This window comes from Pseudophaeobacter sp. TrK17 (assembly GCF_042192375.1).
Classification (GTDB): domain Bacteria; phylum Pseudomonadota; class Alphaproteobacteria; order Rhodobacterales; family Rhodobacteraceae; genus Pseudophaeobacter.
Genome location: NZ_CP071700.1, coordinates 4,267,715 through 4,287,483, shown reverse-complemented (window position 1 = coordinate 4,287,483; position 19,769 = coordinate 4,267,715). Strand labels below are relative to the sequence as shown.

Below are 19,769 nucleotides of genomic sequence, written 5' to 3'. Positions count from 1 at the left end.
CGCGACGCCCTCTGAATCAAGCCTCTTCTGGCGCAGGTGTTTCTGCGCTTGGATCCCGCAACGCGGTCACAGAGGTCGCCAGAATCGCAAACCCGGTCTCGTTGATCAAGACCACGTCACTGCCTGCAAGTTGGGTTTCCTGAACGGTGGTGTAAACTTCCGCCATCTCTGACAGGACAACCTCACCATCTACCGAGCTCTCAACGATAAAGGTATAGTCCCCGGCCGGGGCCATATCACCGCTGAAATCGGTTCCATCCCAATCATAGGGCTCCGCGCTCACCGGCAGCTCAATGCGGTTGACCTCGTCACCATCGGCATTTCGCACCACCAGCGTGACCTCATCCGCTGCGGCCGCGGGGTTGGGCGACACATTGACCGGGTTGACGCCATCAAAACTCGCCGCCGTGGCTGCGCGCACTTGCATGCCAACCCAGCCGGTCAGCGCCGCCATATTGCCCAGTCCCAACTGCTCCAGCGCCGAGCCAAGGTTGTCATTGGTCAGAACCTGCTGTTCAACCATCGAGAATTCCGCAAGCTGTGAGGCGTATTCCGTGTTGTCCATCGGCTCTGTCGGATCCTGATATTTGGCCTGCGCCGTCAACAGCTTGATGAAGGTGTCAAAATCAGATGTCAGGTTGGTACCGCTACCAGCGGCGGAACTGTTTGTTGTTGCGGTGTTATAGTTGTTGCCGGAAACTTCGGTTGTCATCAGTTAGACCCTCATGTCCACGCCGGCATTTCCCAGCCGGAGATGTTGTACCTGTTTTTCTGCAAGCTCAGTTGCAGACAGGTCGTCCATTTCAGTTGTTCCGGATCCGCCCGGTCCGGATTTGCTATCGCCTTCGCTACTGGTGTGACCGCCCGAGGCGCCACCACCGTTGAATTCGAAGGAAACCGTTTCAAAACCCATTTTTCGGAACTCATCCGCCAGCTCGTTGATATGGCGGCGCATCAGGTCGCCAGTTTCCGCGCGCTCGGTCTGGATGACCACGGTAATGCCGGTTTCACTGGTGGAGACCCGCATCTTGACCCGCCCCAGTTCCTCTGGGTTCAGCGCCACATCAACGTTGCGCTCCCCCTTGGCAACAAAAGCCTGGGCCAGCTGCGCCGCAACCAGGCGTGGGGTTTCAGGTCGATGCACAGTTCCGGGCTGAAAAACGGCTTCGGTCAATAGCTGTGACAGGCCCGGCAAATTCGACGGAGTTTCAAAGCTCAGCAGTGGCGAATCGGCACTCTGCCCGCCCTTAGCTGCGGCATCCCCGGCAAGCATCTGGGCCGTAAAGGCCTGTTGAACAGCGCTGATCTGCACAGCTGCGGCTGTCGGTTTGGTGGCTGGAGTGGCACTCGCATTTCCGGAAACCACGGCCTGCGCTTCACGTGATTCGCGTGCGCGGCCTTCTGCGCGGCGGCCCGGTTCAGTGGGAGCTGCGGTGCGGGTTTGCCCCGCAACGGCTGCCAAAACCTCACCGGAGCTCGCGGATTTTCCAGTTGTTTCCCGCTGCGAAGTCTCGGCTTTGGCCTCTGCCGCGGGCTCATCCACCTGTGCCGCCTTGGCCTCATTCGCCCCGGCGGTTTGTGGCATAGGTGTCGATTTGCCGGTGGTGGTACGCGAATCGCCTGGGCGCAGAGCACCATCCTGAGACCGGGCACCAGCCAGTACTGTGGATGCGACCTCTGGCGTATCACTCTGCGCCTGGTCCGGTTTTGCGGCCAGCCCCGCGTCCACAGCATCGGCCGGGCTTTGGGTCTGTGCTGCCACCGCCTGCGTGGAGCTTTGCTGGGCGGCAGTCGATGTCTGTGCTGTCGCCGCAACAGCCAGGCCGGCGGCGGCTGGTTGAGCAGACGACGTGCGGGTCGCATTTGCCGCCTCGCCCTCAACAGCCTTAGTCATCGATTCGGGATCGGCCTCTGCCAGTGTCACCTGCGCGCTGACCTCATCGCCTTCACCACCCGCGATAGCAGCCGTAGCATTGGCAACAGGTGCCGTCTTGCCGGTCTTTCCAGCCGTCTCAGGATCTGCTGAGGCAGTTGCAGTGGTTGGTTTCAGGTCAGCGTCTTGGCGCAGGCCCATAGGCGGCACCTCTGCCCCCTGCGCCGCGCTCTCTGTTTCAACAGCCACCATTGCAGTGTCAGATTCAGTGTCACCGTCTGTTGCATCAGCCTCAGAGCCCTCTGCGGCAGCGCCTTCGGTGGCTTCTTCAGTTTGCTGGGGAATATTGTCTTCGATCGCGTCCGAATCTACAGCGGTTTCGGCGGTTTTCACCCCATCTTTGGGGTCAGGTGCATCCGCGCTCTCAGCTGCAGTTGATTTACCGGCATTGGAGCCGTTTTGATCAACTGCTTTGGATCGCTCTTTTGCTTCCCGCTGCTCTTCTGCCTTCTCCGCCCGAACCGAGCGGTCTCTTTCCGCCGCTGATCTCGCCTCTTGCTGTCTGGCACGATCATCCAGGTGGTCGGAAAAGCTGCGATGTGCTTGCTGCCGCTGCGGGCCTTCCGCCGCCTTGGCGCCAATTGGGTCTGCAGCGCCTGAGCGCACCTGACCAAAGAGTAGATTTGTAAGCATTAGGATTCCAGACGTTCTATCTCGATATCCCCAGCTTTAGGCCAAAGGAGTTACGGTAATTTTAACCGCTCTTGGGGCAGTCTCTAAAAAATCAAGCAAATCTGAATTAAACCTAGAGACGAGGTGCAGAATGCCCAATCTAACAACAGTTCATCCGGCGCCCCCACCGCCGCCCAAGCTTCAGGCGGCATCACAGGACGCTGCGATTCGCGATGCTGCAAAACAGCTAGAAGCTTCTTTTCTTACAGAAATGCTGAAATCTGCCGGGCTTGGAAAAAGCCGCGAAGGACTTGGCGGTGGCGGCGAGGGCGAAGATCAGTTCAGCAGCTTTCTGATCCGCGCCCAGGCCGAACAAATTACCGAAGCCGGCGGCATTGGCCTCGCCGAATCGCTGTATCACGCAATGAAGGATTCCTCGAATGACTGATCTAAACGCACAACTGACCCACCAGACTCCTCAGAGCCTTATTGATGAGCTGGACGAAATTCTGGACCAGGAACGCAGCGCCCTGGTGCGCGGTGAGCTGAACCAGATCCAGGAACTGTTGACCCGCAAAGAAACAATCATCGCGCAGCTCAATGAGATCGGCACACTCGAACGCGCGGACCTCGCGCAGGTGCAGACAAAGGTTTCGCGAAACCAGGAGCTGCTCAACAGTGCCATGGAAGGCATCCGCAGTGTCGCTACACGTATGGCTGAGCTGCGCCGGGTCAAAAAGGGACTTGATGTATATGACCGCGCCGGGCGCAAGGAAAGCTATGGCACCATAACGGGTCAACGTCTGGAGAAGCGCAGCTAAGCCAGGCGAGCTAAGTCGCGCCAGGGTTTAGTAAAATTCTACGAATTGTAGATTTCGGCATTAGCACTCCCTTAGCACCTTTCGCGGCAATGTCTCCTTGCATCTCACGACTGAGGTGGCGCGAAAGCCGGCAGGCTGAACGCATTGTCAGAAAGACGCCAAAACGCCCTTCGGGGCAGGGAAAACTACTGAGACCAAAGTGTCTCACTCGCTAAAGGAATAAAGCTATGACCAGCATTCTGACAAACAATGGCGCAATGGTTGCTCTGCAGACGTTGTCCTCCATCAACAACGACCTGACAGATACTCAGAACCAGATCTCTACTGGTAAAGAAGTCGGCGCCGCCAAAGATAACTCCGCTATCTGGGCGATTTCCAAAGTTATGGAATCGGACGTTGCAGGTTTTGAAGCCGTATCCGACTCGCTGTCGCTGGGTGAATCCACTGTTGCTGTTGCAACTGCGGGCGCCGAGCAGATCACCGAACTTCTGAAAGAGATGAAGGAAAAAGTTGTTGCCGGGACTGGTGAAAACGTTGATCACACCAAACTCGAAGCTGACGTAAATGAGCTGAAAAACCAGATTACTTCGGTAATCGGTGCGTCTCAGTTCAACGGCGCCAACCTGCTGAACACCGCAGGCAACGCTGGTATCACTGTTCTGTCTTCGCTGGACCGTGATGCATCTGGTGCTGTGACTGCCTCCAACATCACCGTTGCGTCGGTTGATTTTGAAGCCAATCTCGACCTGACCACCGTTAGCATGACTGATTCAACAACTGCTGAAGCCTCGATTGACGACATCGAAGCCCTGATCCAGGCTGCCGTTGATGGCGCTGCGGCTCTGGGTGCCTCGGCTGCACGTATCGAGCGTCAGAACGAGTTTGTCACCAAAGTGACCGACGCCATGAAGTCCGGCATTGGTTCGCTTGTTGACACCAACATGGAAGAAGCATCCGCCCGACTGAAAGCTCTGCAGACACAGCAGCAGCTTGGTGTTCAGGCGCTGTCCATTGCCAACTCGGCTCCGGAAACTCTGCAGCAGCTGTTCCGTTAAAAGACCTAACCCAGGGCGTGTCTTTCACGCCCTGGGTCCCTTCTCAGAGAATCTGAAGAAATAATACGTTAGGAAAACACGTGAACGCACTTCTGAAAGCGAAGAGTGCCTATACCGCGGCGAATGCCTCGACCAAGACAACCACAGACTATGAGTATGATATCGTTGCTCGTGCGACCCAAAACCTACTTGCCGCCCACAAGACCGCTAGCACGAAAAAGGGCGCCGAAGGCTTTGCTGTATTAGCCGAGGCACTGCATAAAAATCGCAAGATGTGGACCATCTTCGAAGTTGATCTTGCTGCAAAAGAGAACCAATTGCCGCAAGATGTTAAAGAGAATCTGTTTTACCTAGCCGAGTTCACCCGCCAACACACCAGCAAGGTCCTATCGCGTAAAGCGAATGTGAGAGCGCTGATTGAAGTCAACATGGCCGTCCTGCGCGGCCTCCGTAGCGGAGCAACCTAAATATGAGTGGACTTGTTCTTAAACTTGCCCCTAAAGAGCGGGTTTTGGTAAATGGTGCTGTCATCGAAAATGGTGACCGACGGAGCCGTCTGTCTATCGTTACCCCGGATGCCAATATCCTGCGCCTACGGGATGCCATCCATCCCGAAAACGCCAATACACCTGTCCGCCGCGTGTGCTATGCAGCGCAGCTGGTTCTGACCGGCGACAGTGACCCAGAAGAAGATCGTCTGCCTATGCTGCGTCGGATCGAAGAGCTGAGCCAGGTTTTTGTCGACGCCGATAGCCGCTCGGCCCTGGCCGAAGCAACAGAAGCCCTGTTGGAAGACAATCATTACAGGTGTCTGAAGTCCCTGCGCACTCTGCTGCCACGGGAAGAACGCTTGATGGCGATCCGTCCGTCATGAGCTTTGCACCCACCATCCCTTCGACCGGATTGACTGGTTGGGCCTTTTTGCAGTCTACCTACGACCGCCAGTTTGAGCACTTCAACAAGGATCCAATCCTGGAGCGCGACAACGAGTACTTCATGGAAAACATCAAAAAGGTCAAAACCGCAGAGGATTTGGTTTCTGACTATCGCCTGCTGGAAGTCGCCTTGAATGCATTTGGTCTCGCCAGTGAGATCAATTCAAAGGCGATGATTCAGAAAGTGCTCGAAGATGGGAGCGAAGCGGATGATGCCTTGGCCAACAAGCTGGGCGACGACCGCTGGATCGACTTCACAAATGCATTCAAGTTTGGCCCCGGCCTCGCTCCCGTGACCGGCCTGACCTATAAAATGCAGGAAATCGCCGACAAAAATGTTGTGCAGTCTTTTGAAGACGCGGTTGGGCAGCAGGACGTTTCCATGCAGATCTCTCTGTATGCTGAACGGGAACTGGTGGATCTTGTCACCTTCGATGACGAAGGTGAAGAACTGTCAATCACCGGACAATGGCTCAACATCATTGGTCAGCCGCAGCTTCAAACCATGATGCAGACCGCACTTGGATTGCCAAGTGATCTGGCGCTGCTTGATATCGATCAGCAAGTCGGCATCATGCAGGACGCTGCAAAAAAACGGTTTGGGTCTGACGATCTCACCATGTTTTCGGATCCAGAACAGTTGGAAAAACTGGTCAATACCTATCTGGCACGGACCGAACTGAACGCCTACTCAGGCTCTATATCCTCTGGAGCCCTGGCGCTTTCGCTCCTGCAAGCCTGAGCAAAGCCTGAGCAAAGCCTCCGAAACCGATAGGTCAAACTGAATTGAGGGCGATCCAGGTAGACTGGAACACGCCCTTTTTTCTTTTTCCGCCATTTCTTTCTGTTTTCAGCCCGTTTTGGCCGACATGACGCTCAATAATGCAGGGCTTTGCGCCCGCATAAAGGGCAAAAAGCTGTTCAACTTCTTGCCCTTCGACATCAGCCCCCCTCTAGAGATGTGCCCCTAGCGGCCTCTGGTGGCGCGGCGCAGCATCAGCTGCAGGCGGTTAAAGCTGTTGGAAATCCCGCTAGGATCTTCTTTGCCAAAAAAGGCATCCAGTTCCGGCCAGATCTTCACCGCCTGATCCAAAACTGCATCATTGCCTTCGGAATACAGGCCTGCGCGGATCATCACTTCGGATTGCTCATAAGATCCCAGGAATTTGCGGACCTCCAGAATGGCAGCGTTCTCTTCTTCTGTTGCCGCCGCTGGCAAACTCCGCGAGACCGAGCGCGAGACATCAACCGCCGGGAACCGTCCGCGCTCGGCGATCTCCCGGTTGAGCACGATATGCCCGTCCAGAACACCACGCAGGATATCCGCGATGGGTTCATCCATGTCAGAGCCCGCCACCAGAACGCTGAACACCGCCGTGATGTCACCCTGGCCATTAGCGCCAGGTCCAGCCCGTTCGCAGAGCCCAGTGATCAAAGGCGTCACAGAGGGCGGGTAGCCGCGCAACGATGGGGCCTCGCCCGAAGCCGCGGAAATCTCCCGGTGGGCCTCGGCAAAACGCGTCACCGAGTCGGCCATGAACAGAACGTTTTTACCCTGATCGCGGAAATGTTCAGCGACGGTCATAGCAGCCCAGGCACTGCGACGGCGCACCAGCGCCGACTGATCAGAGGTGGCAGCCACAACAACCGCACGTTTCATGCCTTCTGGCCCCAGAACCTCTTCGACAAAGTGATTCACTTCGCGTCCACGTTCACCAATCAGTGCCATGACCACGACATCGGCCTGCATAAATTGCGCCATTTTTGCGAGCAAAGTCGATTTACCAACACCCGAGCCCGCAAAAAGACCAATACGCTGGCCCTGTACGATGGGGAGAATCGTATTGAACACCGACAGCCCGGTCTCCAAACGCGCCCCCATATGACGCCGTCCTGCCGCTTTTGGAGGCGGCGCCATCAGATCCCGCGCCTGTTCTCCGCGCAGCATAGGCCTGCCATCCAGGGGTTCGCCAAAGGGATCAATCACCCGGCCGATCCAGTTATCACCCGGGGCAAATGCTGGCGCCGGGCGCAGCATCACCCGATCATTCATCGCCACACGATCTGGCGAACGGTCAGGTAACATACTGATTTTATTATCACTAATCTTCAGGACTTCGCCGTGCAATTCATCACCCGGCCCGCGCACAAGCACCAGGCGATCGCCGATTCGCGCTTCGCGTTCCAGGCCGGAAATTTCGATTTCTCCCCCGGAAATTCCGCTGACGCGCCCCATGGAAGTTGCCAATTTCTTACTGGCGATTTGTTCGGTCAAAGCTTTCAGCTCTGGAATCATGGCCTGAGGCCTCCAACTAGTTCCTGAAACAATTTCTAAAGGAATCAGGGTTAAGCCTTGATTGAAATTGATCGAGGGAGAAGCCCCGGTGTTCACCGAACTGAACGTTTTTAAAATTGCATATTCGATGGCCAGCCACGCAGGTAAGCGTCAGGCGCTGGTGGCGGAAAACATCGCCAATGCGGATACGCCTGGATATCACGCCAAGGATATCAAACCTTTTAAAGAGGTCTATGCCGCCGGGCCGCGCCCGGGCGACATGGTGGCCTCACGCGGCTCGCATCTGAATGGTATCAACGGCTCCAACATGAATTGGGCCGTGACCACGTCGCCCAACGGCGCCGACCCCAACGACAACTCCGTCTCACTCGAGACCGAAATCCTTAATGGGGTTGAGGTCAAGCGCCAGCACAGCCGGGCGCTTGCCATCTATAAATCATCAATGAACATTCTGCGCACCAGTCTGGGGCGCTAAAGGGGAACATGAGCCATGAGTGAATTTTCCAATTCCCTGAGTGTGACCGCCAGCGGCCTGAAAGCACAGGCGACCCGGCTGCGTCACGTCTCTGAAAACATCTCCAACGCCGACACCCCTGGGTATCGCCGCAAGAGCGTGCCGTTTGAGGCAGCGCGCGACCTGGAGAACGATGTGGAACGGGTCAAGACTGGTCGCGTCGTCCTCGATCGCAGTGACCTGGAAAATGTCTATGACCCTTCGCATCCCCTGGCGGATGAAAGCGGTCACTACGAGGGATCAAACGTAGATCTGATGATCGAGATCGCCGACGCCCGCGAGGCGCAACGCAGCTATGACGCAAACCTGAAAATGTTCGAACAAACCCGTGGAATGTCAGCTTCGCTGATGGACCTTCTGAGAAAATAATCTAACACCCGAGGAGATCCAGAATGGATATTCGCTCTATCACTGCCGCCGCCGGTGGCTATGCTGCCGCCCGTCCCGCCACCAAAGCGGACCCGGAATTTGCTGGCCCCAGCCCCACCGATCAGCTGCGCTCAAGCTTTGCCAATTTTGCCAACACCATGCAGGTTGGTGAACTGACCGCCGTTCAGTCAATGACTGGCGGTGGTGATCCCCACGCGCTGGTTCAGGCTCTGGCCCAGACCGAGCTGGCGGTTGAGACCGCAGTGACCGTGCGCAACAAGGTGGTCGAAGCTTATCAAGAAATCCTGCGGATGCCGGTCTAAGCCAATGATGAGCGAAGGCCAATTCTACGACACCCTACGACAGGCTCTTTGGGCCGGGGTCACCATGTCATCGCCAATCCTGGCGGTGGCCCTGGTCGTCGGTCTCGCCATTGGCCTGTTTCAGGCTCTGACATCCGTACAGGAAATGACCCTCACCTTTGTCCCCAAACTAGCGGCGATTGTCGTCGTGTTCTGGATGTCCATGGGGTTCATGACTCAAACACTCGTGGCCTTTTTTAACGGCCATATCATTCCTTTGATCGCAGGAGTTTCTTGATGGGAAACGTAGGCTACGCAACCCTCTCCCGGCAGACCGGTTTGATGCGCGAAATGCGTGTGGTGGCGAATAACATCGCAAACGCTGCCACCACGGGCTACCGCTCTGAAGGGCTGATTTTTTCCGAATTTGTCCAATCCTCTCCGGGCCAGCAATCCCTATCGATGGCACGGGCGAATATTTTCAACACCTCCATGGAACAGGGCCAGCTGACCCAGACCGGGGGCTCCTTTGATTTTGCAATTGAGGGCGACGCCTATTTCATGATCGAAACCCCGCTTGGGGAACGGCTGACCCGCTCTGGCGCTTTTTCTCCCAATGCGGCCGGCGATCTGGTGACTATGGACGGCTACAAGGTTCTGGATGCAGGCCGCGCGCCGGTCTTTATTCCGGGCACGGCTGAATCCATTCACGTCGGGGCCGATGGCACCATTACCGCCGATGGCAATACCGTCGGTCAGATTGGCCTGTTCCAGCCAGACGAAGAGACCACCTTGATGCGCGAGGATGGCGTGATGTTCCGCGCCGAGGGCGAAATTGTAGAGTCCGAAACCGCCAAAGTGGTGCAGGGATTTCTGGAGGGATCCAACGTCAATGCCATCACCCAGGTGACCCGAATGATTGAAATCCAGCGCGCCTATGAAATGGGCCAAAGTTTTCTGGAAACAGAAGACCAGCGCATCCGCAACGCCATTGAAAAACTGATCAAGTCATAGGAGACCACCCATGCGTGCCCTAAAAATCGCCGCAACAGGTATGAGCGCGCAGCAGCTGCGTGTTGAAACCATCGCGAACAACTTGGCCAACATGAACACCACGGCCTACAATCCACGCCGCGCCGAATTTGCCGATCTGCACTACCAGCAGGTCACCCGTGCCGGCACCGTGAATGCCTCTGATGGGACCATCCTGCCCACCGGTGTTCAGGTGGGTCTGGGTGTTCGTCCCGCCGCCATTTCCGTGCATCTGCAACAGGGTGCCCCGGAGCAGACAGGCAATGACCTGGATGTTGCCATCGAGGGTAAGGGCTACCTGGAAGTCACCCTGCCGTCGGGTCAAAGCGGCTATACCCGCGATGGCTCGCTGAAACGCTCGGCCGAGGGGCTGATTGTCACCTCTGACGGCTATACGGTAGCCCCGGATGTGACCGTTCCTGACGACGCAATCAGCATCTCGATCAATGGCTCCGGCGAAATCTACGCCTATTTTGAAGAAACCGCCGAAGGCCAGCTTCTGGGCCAGTTCAACCTTACCAGCTTTACCAACCCCAAGGGTCTGGAAGCCATTGGCAGCAATCTCTTTTCCGAAACCGAGGCCTCGGGCGCTCCAAATGTATCAACCGCCGGCGAAAACGGACTTGGCACCTTCCGCCAGGGCTATCTCGAAGGCAGCTCTGTCGATTCAGTCCGCGAAGTCACCGAGTTGATCGAGGCACAGCGTGGCTATGAAATGAACTCTAAAGTCATCTCTGCAGTCGATCAGATGATGTCTGCGACGACACAGATCCGCTAATGAAACACATTCTCGCCCTTCTCATCGCCCTGACAGCTCAGACCGCCTGGGCGGAAATTCTGGTGCCCCTACGGACCATTCGGGCCAAAGAGATCATCCTTGCCACCGATCTGACCTTCAAACCGGTCAATGTGGCTGGGGCATTGTCAGATGCAAACGAAGTGGTGGGAATGGAAGCACGTGTGCCGCTTTATCCTGGTCGCCCCATGCGGCCCAGCGATATCGGCCCACCCGCCATCGTCGACCGAAACGACCTTGTCACACTCGCCTTTCGCCGCAATGGGCTGACCATCATGGCAGAGGGCCGCGCCCTGGGACGAGGATCCGAAGGGGAATGGATCAAGGTTATGAATTTGGCATCACGGAGCACCGTGACCGGGCGTGTAAACGCAGACGGGTCAGTAGAGGTAAAATAATGAACACGAAATCAATTGCCACCAAACTTGCGCTGACTGGTCTGGTCTTGCTGGGGGCCTGTGGCCGCATGGATCATCTTGGCAAACCACCAACCCTGTCCGAAACCACCGAGTCGCCGGAACATGTTGCCATGCTGTGGCAGGGGCTGCCGACAGAGGTTCAGAACCGGCGCGCGGTGGATGGGGCTTCTTTGTGGAGCGGCTCGCAAAACTCGCTGTTGGGGGATCGTCGTGCCGTGAACCGCGGCGACATCCTGACTGTTGTCATTGAATTCGACGAAGAGGCCGAAATTTCCAACGGCACCAGCCGCTCGCGCTCAAGCGCAGAAAGCATGGGGGTTCCGCAACTCTTTGGCCTGCCACAGCGCATTGATGGCAAACTTCCCGATGGTGCCTCGATGGCAAACGCCGTTGATCTGACCGGGGCCAGCAGCTCCAAGGGCAACGGATCGGTAAAGCGCAACGAAAAGCTGGAAATGCGCGTTGCTGCAACCGTGGTTGATGTGCTGCCCAATGGGGTGCTAGCCATCAGTGGCAAACAGGAGGTTCGGGTCAACTTCGAACTGCGTGAGCTTTTGGTCTCGGGCTATGTGCGTCCCCAAGATATCAGCCGTCAGAACCAGATCACCTATGACAAAATCGCCTCGGCGCGGATCTCATATGGTGGCCGTGGTCAGATCACCGATGTGCAACAACCGCGATACGGCCAGCAAGTGCTGGACGCGATCCTACCATTCTGAGGTGACACATGATCGCTAAATTACTTCCTGTCATATTGCTGATTGTCGGCACTGCTGCTGGGATTGGGGCCGGTATCATGCTGGCCCCCTCCCCAGAGCCCAAGGCGGAACAGGCCGCAGGCGACATGGGCGATGACATCGATCACGCTGATGGCGAAGAGGCTGAGCACGCCCAAGAGGCTGGCGAAGATGGGCTGGGGCCGGATCCAAACCGGGAATACATCAAGATCGACAACCAGTTTGTTATCCCGGTGGTGGAGCGCGAAAACCTGTCCTCGCTTGTGGTCATCGCGCTCAGCCTTGAGGTCAAAACCGGCATGAGTGACAAGGTCCACCTCTATGAGCCCAAGCTGCGCGATGCCTTCCTGCAGGTGCTGTTTGATCATGCCAATATGGGCGGCTTTCGTGGTGCCTTTACCCGCTCAGATGTTCTCAACCCGCTGCGCACCGCCCTACGGGAGGCCGCGCAACGGGAGTTGGGCAAGGGCGTCTATGATGTATTGATCGTGGAAATCTCGCGCCAGGACGTCTAGGAACTGACTGAAAATTCCAAATGCGTCAGCGGGCCTGCTCTCTCCAGCGGGCCCGTTTCAACATGTATGGGGTATGCGCCCGGTCGGTAGCGCGCGCGGCCTGCACACTCCGAATAGGGTCAACCCTAAAGCGGCAGTCTTTGACTGCTGCGGCAGGGGCGGGAGCTCCCCCCCTGCCTCTTCTTAGCGCTGTTACTTAGCGGCCTTTCCAGACCGGGTCGCGTTTCTCGGCGAAGGCACGGGCACCTTCCAGCTGATCCTCACTGGAATAAAGCACATCCACCGCGCGCAACTGGCGCTGGGTGATATGGTTCATCGCATCCTGGAATTTGCAATCTTCCGCGTCGCGCACCACCTCTTTGATCGCCGCATAGACCAGCGGCGGCCCCGAGGCGAGCAAGCGCGCCAGCTCCCAGGCGCGATCCATCAACTGGTCGCCGGGCACAATCTCGTTCACCAGCCCCCAGCGGTTGGCTTCTTCGGCGTCAAACCAGCGCCCGGTGAGCAAAAGCTCCATGGCAATATGATAGGGAATACGTTTGGGCAGCTTGATCGACGCCGCATCGGCCACGGTGCCTGAGCGGATTTCGGGCAGGGCAAATGTTGCGTGATCTGCGGCCAGGATCATATCGGCCGAAATAGCCAGTTCCAACCCACCGCCACAGGCGATGCCGTTCACCGCAGCAATCACTGGCTTGTTCATGTCGCGCAATTCTTGCAAGCCGCCAAAACCGCCGACACCATAATCGCCATCGACCGCATCACCATCAGCCGCCGCCTTTAGGTCCCAGCCGGGGCAAAAGAACTTGTCGCCGCCACCCGTCAGAATCGCCACCCGCAAATCCGGGTCATCGCGAAAATCGCGAAACACCTCTCCCATCACCTTGCTGGTGGCCAAATCGATGGCATTGGCCTTGGGCCGGTCCAACGTGACCTCCAGAATGGCGCCGTCGCGCCGGGTTTTTACCGGTCCATCCGTCATGTCCTGTCCACTCATCTCATCATATCCTTTCGTCGCATCAGCGCATCTGCCGCCACCGCATCCTCGGGCGTACACAGCAGCGGGTTGATTTCAATTTCTTCCAGACCTTCGGCCTCGGCCAGCACATAGTCCTGCACCGATCGCACCGCGCGCAAAATGGCGCCGCGATCCACGGCTGGTTTGCCGCGATAACCTGCCAGTAGTTTTGCGATTTTCAAGCCATCCAGGGCCGCATCAATTGCCGCATCACTGGCGGGCAGCAAAAGCGAGCACCTGTCTTGCAGGATCTCAGTCAAAGTGCCGCCCGCCGCCAGTGTCAGAACAAAGCCATGCGCCGGGTCTTTCACCACCCCGATCAGCAGTTCTGCCACGGTGCCGCCAACCATTTCCTCAACCAAGAACCGCTCTGTCGGCATCGCAGCTGCCGCCGCGCTGACGTCGCCGCCGGAGTTTAGCCCCAGCACCACCGCCCCGGCTTCGGTTTTATGGGCAACCCCTTCGCCTTTCAGCACCACCGGATAGCCAATATCCGCCGCTGCCGCCCGCGCCATGCCGGGAGATTTGGCGCGGATGGATTTGGGAACCCGCAGGCCATACTGCGCCAAGCGAAACTTGGCTTCCGCCTCAGAGACCAGACTAGGCTCTACCACTGTGGTTGGCAGTAACACGGGCTCTGCGATCTCTGGTTCTGGCGCAGCAGAGGCCGCACAGGCCACCAGGGCCTCGCGCAGCCCACAAAAGGGCACCACGCCAGCTGCCATCAGCTGGTTGGAAACCGTCTCGGGCAGCAGTTCCGGCAGGGTGGCCACCAGCGCAACATTTGCCCCTGTGGCCTGACGCGCGCCGATGGCGGCCTCAATGGCACAGTCCCAGTCACTGGCAGAGCATCGATCGGGGCGCGGAAAATCAACGATCAGCAGGGTCATCGCCAGGGAGGGATCCATCATCGCAGACCAGGCCCGCGTCATCGCCGGCGTGTCGCGCCAGATATAGGTGTGGTAGTCCAGCGGATTGGCCAGCGCCACCATCGGCCCCAGGGCCGCACGCAGGTCGGCTGTCTGGGTGTCATTCAAAGGCGGAAACACCACCGGAAGATCATACGCGGTATCGGCAGCAAGGCTTGCCTCGCCCCCCGAACAGCTGATTGATGCCAACCGGTTGTTGGCCAATGGCCCTGTCACATGCAGCAGTTTCAGCGTTTCCAGAAACGCTGGCAGATCGTCAAGCCGCGCAATCCCCAGACGCGAAAGCAAAGCCTGAGCCCCCGCATCACCGCCCGCAAGTGAGGCCGTATGCGAAATGGTCGCCGCCTGTGCCTCAACGGATTTGCCCACCTTCAGCGCGATAATTGGCTTGCCCAAGGCGCGTGCCTTGGCCGCCAGTGCCTCAAAGGCGCGCAGATCGCCAAAGCCTTCGATATGCAGGCCCAGCGCGGTGACCCGATCATCGTCCAGCAATGCCTCGCCGATGGCGGCAATGCCGGACTGCGCCTGATTGCCCGCCGCCACCACATAAGCGATGGGCAAGCCCCGGGTCTGCATGGTCAGATTGATGGCAATGTTGGAGCTTTGGGTGATCAGAGCTACGCCCCTCTCTACCCGCGCACCACCGTGTTGGTCCGGCCACAATAGGGCACCATCCAGGTAATTGATAAAGCCATAGCAATTGGGCCCGAGGAAAGGCATCTCACCTGCCGCTTGCAACAGCTGCGCCTGAAGATCTGCGCCCTCAGCATCCTCGGCCTGGGCCTCCAGGAAGCCCGAGGCAAAGCACACCGCACCGCCCGCATCGCGTGCCGCCAGATCCCGCACCACCTCGATTGTGGCAAAGCGGTTCACCCCGACAAAGGTGGCATCCGGCGCCTGCGGCAGACTGGCGACATCCCGATAGACCGGCAGGCCTGCCAGCTCTTCTGCCTTGGGGTGAACCGGCCAGATCTCGCCGTCGAACCCCATCTTCTGACACTGTTCAATCACCAGACGGCACCAGGCTCCACCGCCCACAACGGCGATGGTTTTGGGCCTAAACAGCCTGTTTAGAGAGTTCATTTTGATTTATTCATCCCTTGTGGCCCGGTCCAGATGGCCAAGGTCCTGTTGCGGGTTGATCCGGTCGCGTACGCGGGTCTTCAGCTCTTTCACATCGGGAAATCCGCCGTCGCGCTTACGCTCCCAGATCAGCTCTTCATTGAGCGAGATCTCAAAGATGCCTCCTACCTCCCCCGGCACCAGGGTCACCGCTGCCAATTGATCCTGAAAGGTCGACAGGAGTTCCTGCGCCATCCAGGCGGCGCGCAGCATCCAGTTGCAGCCGATACAATAGGTGATGGTGATCTTGGGCTTCAAAGGAGAGGTCGTTGGCATGGTTCATCAGGCTCCGTGGGCGCGTAACATTTCACGGCTGATAATATGCCGTTGGATCTCGCTCGTCCCCTCCCAAATGCGCTCAACTCGGGCATCGCGCCAAATGCGTTCCAGCGGCAGCTCATCCATCAGGCCCATGCCGCCATGGATCTGGATTGCCTCATCCGCAACCATGGCCAGCATTTCGGTCGCTTTCAGCTTGGCCATCGACATGTCAGACTCGGTGACAGTGCCCTGATCAAATTTCCAACCGGCCTCCCAGGTCAGCAAATTTGCTGCCTTCAGCTCCAGCGCCATATCGGCCAACTTAAAGGAGACCCCCTGAAATTTGCCGATCTGCTGGCCAAATTGTTTGCGTTCAGCGGCATATTCAACCGAGTGCTGCAAGGCGCGATCAGCGCGACCCAGGCAGGTTGCCGCCACCTGCAAACGGGTCGCCCCCAGCCAGGTGTTGGCCACGTCAAAGCCCTTGTCGACCTCGCCCAGGATGGCCGAGGATGGCAGGCGACAGTCGTCAAACTCCAACACAGCATTGGTATAGCCCCGGTGCGAAACATTGCCGTAGCCATTGCGCACCGCAAATCCCGGTGTGCCCTTGTCGACAAAGAAGGCGGTGATCTTTTTCTTTGGCCCGCGCGGGGTGTCTTCGACACCCGTCGCCATAAAGCAGATGGCAAAATCCGCGATATCGGCGTGGCTGATAAAATGTTTGGTGCCGTTCAGGATCCAGTCATCGCCATCTTTGCGCGCCGTGGCCTTCATGCCGCGCAGGTCAGAGCCCGCGTCTGGCTCCGTCATGGCCAGACAATCCCATTTTTCGCCCTTCATGCAGGGGAACAGGTATTTCTCTTTCTGCTCTTCGGTGCCGGCCAGTAGAATATTTGACGGGCGCGCGACCCCGGTCCAGTGCAGCGCATAGTTGGCGCGGCCCAGCTCCTTTTCATACATCAGCCAGCTGAGCGTATCGAGCCCGGCGCCGCCCACCTCTTCGGGCATATTTGCGGCATAAAGCCCCGCCGCCATCGCCTTTGCCTGGATGTCCTTGATCACATCCATGTCCAGATGCCCAGAGCGTTCGACTTCCTGCTCGTGAGGGTAAAGCTCGTTCTCCACAAAGGCACGAGTCGTCTCGACGATCATTGCCTGCTCTTCTGTCATGCCAAACTGCATCGCGCGCATCCTTCTCTTTGACTTGCCCAACAGTCTAGCGCCGAGCTAGGGTTACTTCATGCAGAGGTGGAAAAAATCATGCAGAGTTGGGTAAAAGAAGACGCCGCAGCGCAGCAGGTCGATCTGCTGTTGTTTGATGATTTTTCCGGTCATTGCCTTGCCAATACGGTCGAACCTTTGCGCGCGGCAAATACATTGGCGGGGCGGCAGATCTATGCCTGGCGGTTTCTCACCCTGGAGGGGACGCCTGTCACCTCCTCTGCCGGGATGGAGGTGAACCCCCATGACCAGCTGGCCAAGTGTCGCGGCGACATGTTGATTGCCATGCCCTCGTATCGCTATCGCCCGCTGGCAACAGAGGCCGCGAAAAAGTCTTTGCGCGCGGCTGCAGGTCGCTACGAGGTGATGGCAGGCTTTGATGCCGGGGCCTGGCTTTTGGCCGCAGCCGGCCTGCTTGATGGACGCCGCGCCACCATTCACTGGGAGGAACTGGCAGGCTTTGCCGAGGATTTCCCCCAGATCGATGCCCAGCGCCTACGCCATGTGCAGGACGGCAATCGCATCACCTGTACCGGGGCCTTGGCGGCCTTTGACCTGATGATGGATCTTATCGGTCAGGCCCATGGGCAGGCCCTGCGGCTGGAGGTCGCCGCCCTGTTCATGAGCCCCGAAGTCACCGAGGCAGAGCCTGCCCCTCTCGCCATAGGCTCTGCGCGCAACCGCTCTGTCGCCAGGGCCCTAGCGCTGATGCAGGCCAATATCGAGGCTCCGCTTTCGGTGATGGAAATCGCCCGCCAGATTGGCCGCAACCGCAAAGATCTGGAACAGCGCATGAAGGCACAACTGGGGGCAACCCCGCAGGCGATCTACCGACATCTGCGCCTCATACAGGCCCGAAAGCTTGTATTAGAGACTGATTTGTCCATCGCAGAGATCGCCCTGCGCAGCGGCTATGAAGACCCCAGTGCCATGACCCGCGCCTATCGCGCCGAATTTGGTGTCCCCCCGCGCCAGATGCGCAACAGCACGGGGTGACACAATCCGGTAGCCTGGCCAGAGACCTTACCAGCGGCAAGACCAGTAGCCTGACGAACCGGCTCTAGCTGGCGTAGGTCGAGCCTTCACCATCCAGGATCAGTTTGATCTCGCGCAGGTGTGCCTCGGCCTGGGAGGGGTAGTCCTCCAGCTCGCGCGCGGTTTTCTCGGCGATCTCATCCGACAACAGGCGCAGGGGCTGCCCGGTCTGCAAGGCCCGAATATAGGTCTCGGCGGCGCGTTCAAAATAATAGAGCCTATTAAGGGTATCCGCCGGGTCAGAGCCGATCACCAGCACCCCGTGGTTGCCCATGATCATCACCTTCTGTTTGGGGTCGGTCAGCATCGCCGCACAACGCGCGCCTTCGTCCTCAAAGGCCAAACCGCCATAACCATCGTCGATGACATAGCGGTTGAAAAAGGTGGCGGTGTTTTGATCAATCGGCGGCAGGCTGCTATCGGCCAAAGAGGCCAGAACCGTGGCAAAAATCGAATGCACATGCATCACGCAACGCGCCTGCGGACAGAGGCGATGGATCGAGCCATGCAGCCCCCAGGCGGTGGGATCCGGCGCACCGGGTTTGGTCATGGTTTCGGGGTCATTGGCGTCCAGCAGCAATAGGTTTGATGCGGTAATCCGGGCAAAATGCATCTGATTGGCATTCATCAAAAACTGGCTGCCGTCTGCGTTCACCGCCAGGCTGAAATGATTGGCGACACCTTCGTGCATATTAAGCCGCTCCACCCAGCGAAAGCTTGCCGCCATGTCCACGCGTTCCTGCCAATGGTCCATATTGGGGCGCAATTCTGCAACGCTCATTTTGATGCTCCTGAAACAATTTCTGATTGCCCAGAACCTGTGCCGCAGAGGTCTGTTTGACCAGCGAAAAAAATGGCACCTTGCCATTAGCTCAGCTTATGCCAAACTTATGCAATGAAATCCTCTCTGCCTCCCCTTGGCTGGCTACGGACCTTCGAGGCCGCAGCCCGGCATCTGTCCTTTACCGGCGCCGCCAATGATCTGAACATGACCCAAAGCGCGGTCAGTCAGCAGATCAAGGGGCTGGAGTCACATCTGGGCAAAACCCTGTTTCATCGTCGCCCCCGCGCCCTGGAGCTGACCCCAACCGGAACCACCTATCTGCCAGTGGTGCGCGAGGCCTTTCGCACCCTGACCAATGGCACCCGCGCCATTTCCGGTTCACAAAAGAATGTGGTGCAGGTGCAGTGCAATATGTCCTTTGCGGTGCAATGGCTGTCGCCCCGACTGGGCAGGTTTTACGATGCGCACCCGGATGTTTTGCTGAACATCTCTACCGAAATCTGGGAACCCCGCGACATGGCCGAAGGCGCCGATGTCGAGATCCGCTTTTCGCTGGGGCTGGCGGATACGGTGCGGGGTGAGCTGTTGCACCGCGATCATTACTATCCGGTCTGCGCCCCGGACTATGCGGTGACCCTGACAGAGCTGCATCAGCACCGGCTGTTTGACTGTTCCAATCTGATGGCCAATTTCCCCGCCTGGGCCGAGGATCAGGGCCTGCCCTGGCCCAACCCACCAGTGAGCTATGCCACCACCTATATGGCCTGCCTGCCCGCTGTGGCTGCGGGGGCCGGCCTGGGGCTGGCCCATGACATCCTGGTCAGCGACCTGATCCGGCAGGGGCAGCTGATTGCCCCGTTTGACCACCGTGCCCCGGTGCCAGAGGCCTACTATCTCCTGCTCTCCCCCCAGGCAGAACACGCCCCGGGCGCCCAGGCTTTTGCCAACTGGCTGCGGGCCGAGATGGCGCAGGACCACTGCGGCGGTAAGGCCTGGCCAAAGGCGTTCAAGCGCACACCCCAAGCCCACCCAGACAATTAGCACCCGCCCTGCGATCTCA

General features: G+C 58.1%; 25 protein-coding genes. 17 read left to right on the top strand and 8 right to left on the bottom strand.

Annotation, left to right across the window (positions count from 1 at the left end):
* Positions 1–16 precede the first annotated feature (16 nt).
* Positions 17–712, bottom strand: coding sequence for a flagellar hook capping FlgD N-terminal domain-containing protein (locus JZI28_RS20470; RefSeq protein ID WP_297339444.1), 696 nt, complete (start codon positions 710–712; stop codon positions 17–19).
* A 3-nt stretch (positions 713–715) separates the two neighbouring features.
* On the bottom strand, positions 716–2,566 hold the full coding sequence (locus tag JZI28_RS20465) for a flagellar hook-length control protein FliK (RefSeq protein ID WP_375698783.1): 1,851 nt from the start codon (positions 2,564–2,566) through the stop codon (positions 716–718).
* Positions 2,567–2,696: 130 nt separating this feature from the next.
* On the opposite strand from JZI28_RS20465, the gene JZI28_RS20460 reads away from it, so the two are divergent.
* The 6 genes from JZI28_RS20460 to JZI28_RS20435 all read left to right on the top strand — a co-directional run bounded on the left by JZI28_RS20460 (position 2,697) and on the right by JZI28_RS20435 (position 6,098).
* Positions 2,697–2,993 (top strand): rod-binding protein, encoded by a 297-nt coding sequence (locus tag JZI28_RS20460; RefSeq protein WP_295449813.1) that lies wholly within the window; start codon positions 2,697–2,699, stop codon positions 2,991–2,993.
* The gene (locus tag JZI28_RS20455; protein ID WP_295449810.1) at positions 2,986–3,366 is read left to right on the top strand and encodes a flagellar biosynthesis protein FlgN; all 381 of its coding nucleotides are present in this window, start codon (positions 2,986–2,988) and stop codon (positions 3,364–3,366) included. The genes JZI28_RS20460 and JZI28_RS20455 overlap by 8 nt, the downstream gene beginning before the upstream one ends.
* Before the next feature lie 227 nt (positions 3,367–3,593).
* A complete protein-coding gene (locus JZI28_RS20450; protein WP_375698782.1) occupies positions 3,594–4,421 on the top strand; it encodes a flagellin in 828 nt (275 codons plus the stop codon).
* An 80-nt stretch (positions 4,422–4,501) separates the two neighbouring features.
* Complete coding sequence (gene flaF / locus JZI28_RS20445; protein ID WP_297339441.1) at positions 4,502–4,888, top strand: flagellar biosynthesis regulator FlaF; 387 nt, start codon at positions 4,502–4,504, stop codon at positions 4,886–4,888.
* Between the two features lie 2 nt (positions 4,889–4,890).
* Positions 4,891–5,295: a flagellar biosynthesis repressor FlbT gene (gene flbT, locus JZI28_RS20440; RefSeq protein WP_295449800.1), complete on the top strand. Its 405-nt coding sequence runs from the start codon at positions 4,891–4,893 to the stop codon at positions 5,293–5,295.
* Positions 5,292–6,098 carry a DUF1217 domain-containing protein gene (locus JZI28_RS20435; protein ID WP_297339440.1) on the top strand — a complete coding sequence of 269 codons (807 nt, stop codon included), beginning with the start codon at positions 5,292–5,294 and terminating at the stop codon, positions 6,096–6,098. Before flbT ends, JZI28_RS20435 begins: the two co-directional genes overlap by 4 nt.
* A gap of 225 nt (positions 6,099–6,323) precedes the next feature.
* Here JZI28_RS20435 and JZI28_RS20430 read toward each other — a convergent pair whose 3' ends face one another.
* The gene (locus JZI28_RS20430) at positions 6,324–7,652 is read right to left on the bottom strand and encodes a FliI/YscN family ATPase (RefSeq protein ID WP_375698781.1); all 1,329 of its coding nucleotides are present in this window, start codon (positions 7,650–7,652) and stop codon (positions 6,324–6,326) included.
* Between the two features lie 88 nt (positions 7,653–7,740).
* On the opposite strand from JZI28_RS20430, the gene JZI28_RS20425 reads away from it, so the two are divergent.
* From JZI28_RS20425 to JZI28_RS20385, 9 genes are read left to right on the top strand one after another with little or no spacing between them, the layout of a single operon-like run.
* Positions 7,741–8,127 (top strand): FlgB family protein, encoded by a 387-nt coding sequence (locus tag JZI28_RS20425; protein WP_297339439.1) that lies wholly within the window; start codon positions 7,741–7,743, stop codon positions 8,125–8,127.
* Positions 8,128–8,142: 15 nt separating this feature from the next.
* On the top strand, positions 8,143–8,535 hold the full coding sequence (flgC, locus tag JZI28_RS20420; protein WP_009810217.1) for a flagellar basal body rod protein FlgC: 393 nt from the start codon (positions 8,143–8,145) through the stop codon (positions 8,533–8,535).
* Between the two features lie 23 nt (positions 8,536–8,558).
* Positions 8,559–8,858 carry a flagellar hook-basal body complex protein FliE gene (fliE, locus tag JZI28_RS20415; protein WP_375698780.1) on the top strand — a complete coding sequence of 100 codons (300 nt, stop codon included), beginning with the start codon at positions 8,559–8,561 and terminating at the stop codon, positions 8,856–8,858.
* A gap of 4 nt (positions 8,859–8,862) precedes the next feature.
* A complete protein-coding gene (locus JZI28_RS20410) occupies positions 8,863–9,135 on the top strand; it encodes a flagellar biosynthetic protein FliQ (protein WP_295449786.1) in 273 nt (90 codons plus the stop codon).
* Positions 9,135–9,851, top strand: a complete 717-nt coding sequence (locus tag JZI28_RS20405) for a flagellar hook-basal body complex protein (RefSeq protein ID WP_375698779.1) — start codon at positions 9,135–9,137, stop codon at positions 9,849–9,851. Before JZI28_RS20410 ends, JZI28_RS20405 begins: the two co-directional genes overlap by 1 nt.
* A gap of 10 nt (positions 9,852–9,861) precedes the next feature.
* Positions 9,862–10,647, top strand: coding sequence for a flagellar basal-body rod protein FlgG (gene flgG / locus JZI28_RS20400; RefSeq protein WP_375698778.1), 786 nt, complete (start codon positions 9,862–9,864; stop codon positions 10,645–10,647).
* Positions 10,647–11,063: a flagellar basal body P-ring formation chaperone FlgA gene (gene flgA, locus JZI28_RS20395; RefSeq protein ID WP_295449777.1), complete on the top strand. Its 417-nt coding sequence runs from the start codon at positions 10,647–10,649 to the stop codon at positions 11,061–11,063. Before flgG ends, flgA begins: the two co-directional genes overlap by 1 nt.
* Entirely contained in the window at positions 11,063–11,803 is a 741-nt protein-coding gene (gene flgH, locus JZI28_RS20390; RefSeq protein ID WP_375698777.1) for a flagellar basal body L-ring protein FlgH, read from the top strand. Before flgA ends, flgH begins: the two co-directional genes overlap by 1 nt.
* An 8-nt stretch (positions 11,804–11,811) precedes the next feature.
* Complete coding sequence (locus tag JZI28_RS20385) at positions 11,812–12,336, top strand: flagellar basal body-associated protein FliL (RefSeq protein ID WP_295449771.1); 525 nt, start codon at positions 11,812–11,814, stop codon at positions 12,334–12,336.
* A 196-nt stretch (positions 12,337–12,532) separates the two neighbouring features.
* Here JZI28_RS20385 and JZI28_RS20380 read toward each other — a convergent pair whose 3' ends face one another.
* From JZI28_RS20380 to JZI28_RS20365, 4 genes are read right to left on the bottom strand one after another with little or no spacing between them, the layout of a single operon-like run.
* Positions 12,533–13,318, bottom strand: coding sequence for a carnitinyl-CoA dehydratase (locus JZI28_RS20380; protein WP_295449981.1), 786 nt, complete (start codon positions 13,316–13,318; stop codon positions 12,533–12,535).
* 11 nt (positions 13,319–13,329) lie between these two features.
* Complete coding sequence (locus JZI28_RS20375) at positions 13,330–15,366, bottom strand: acetate--CoA ligase family protein (protein WP_375698776.1); 2,037 nt, start codon at positions 15,364–15,366, stop codon at positions 13,330–13,332.
* 6 nt (positions 15,367–15,372) lie between these two features.
* A complete protein-coding gene (locus JZI28_RS20370) occupies positions 15,373–15,681 on the bottom strand; it encodes a SelT/SelW/SelH family protein (RefSeq protein WP_297339434.1) in 309 nt (102 codons plus the stop codon).
* A 6-nt stretch (positions 15,682–15,687) separates the two neighbouring features.
* On the bottom strand, positions 15,688–16,851 hold the full coding sequence (locus JZI28_RS20365; protein ID WP_375698775.1) for an acyl-CoA dehydrogenase family protein: 1,164 nt from the start codon (positions 16,849–16,851) through the stop codon (positions 15,688–15,690).
* A gap of 78 nt (positions 16,852–16,929) precedes the next feature.
* Here JZI28_RS20365 and JZI28_RS20360 point away from each other — a divergent pair, with 78 nt between their 5' ends.
* A complete protein-coding gene (locus JZI28_RS20360; RefSeq protein ID WP_375698774.1) occupies positions 16,930–17,886 on the top strand; it encodes a GlxA family transcriptional regulator in 957 nt (318 codons plus the stop codon).
* A 64-nt stretch (positions 17,887–17,950) separates the two neighbouring features.
* Here the strand turns inward: JZI28_RS20360 and JZI28_RS20355 are convergent, their stop codons facing one another.
* On the bottom strand, positions 17,951–18,706 hold the full coding sequence (locus tag JZI28_RS20355; protein WP_297339432.1) for a class II aldolase and adducin N-terminal domain-containing protein: 756 nt from the start codon (positions 18,704–18,706) through the stop codon (positions 17,951–17,953).
* A 114-nt stretch (positions 18,707–18,820) separates the two neighbouring features.
* Here JZI28_RS20355 and JZI28_RS20350 point away from each other — a divergent pair, with 114 nt between their 5' ends.
* Positions 18,821–19,750, top strand: coding sequence for a LysR substrate-binding domain-containing protein (locus JZI28_RS20350; protein ID WP_375698773.1), 930 nt, complete (start codon positions 18,821–18,823; stop codon positions 19,748–19,750).
* Positions 19,751–19,769: the final 19 nt, after the last annotated feature.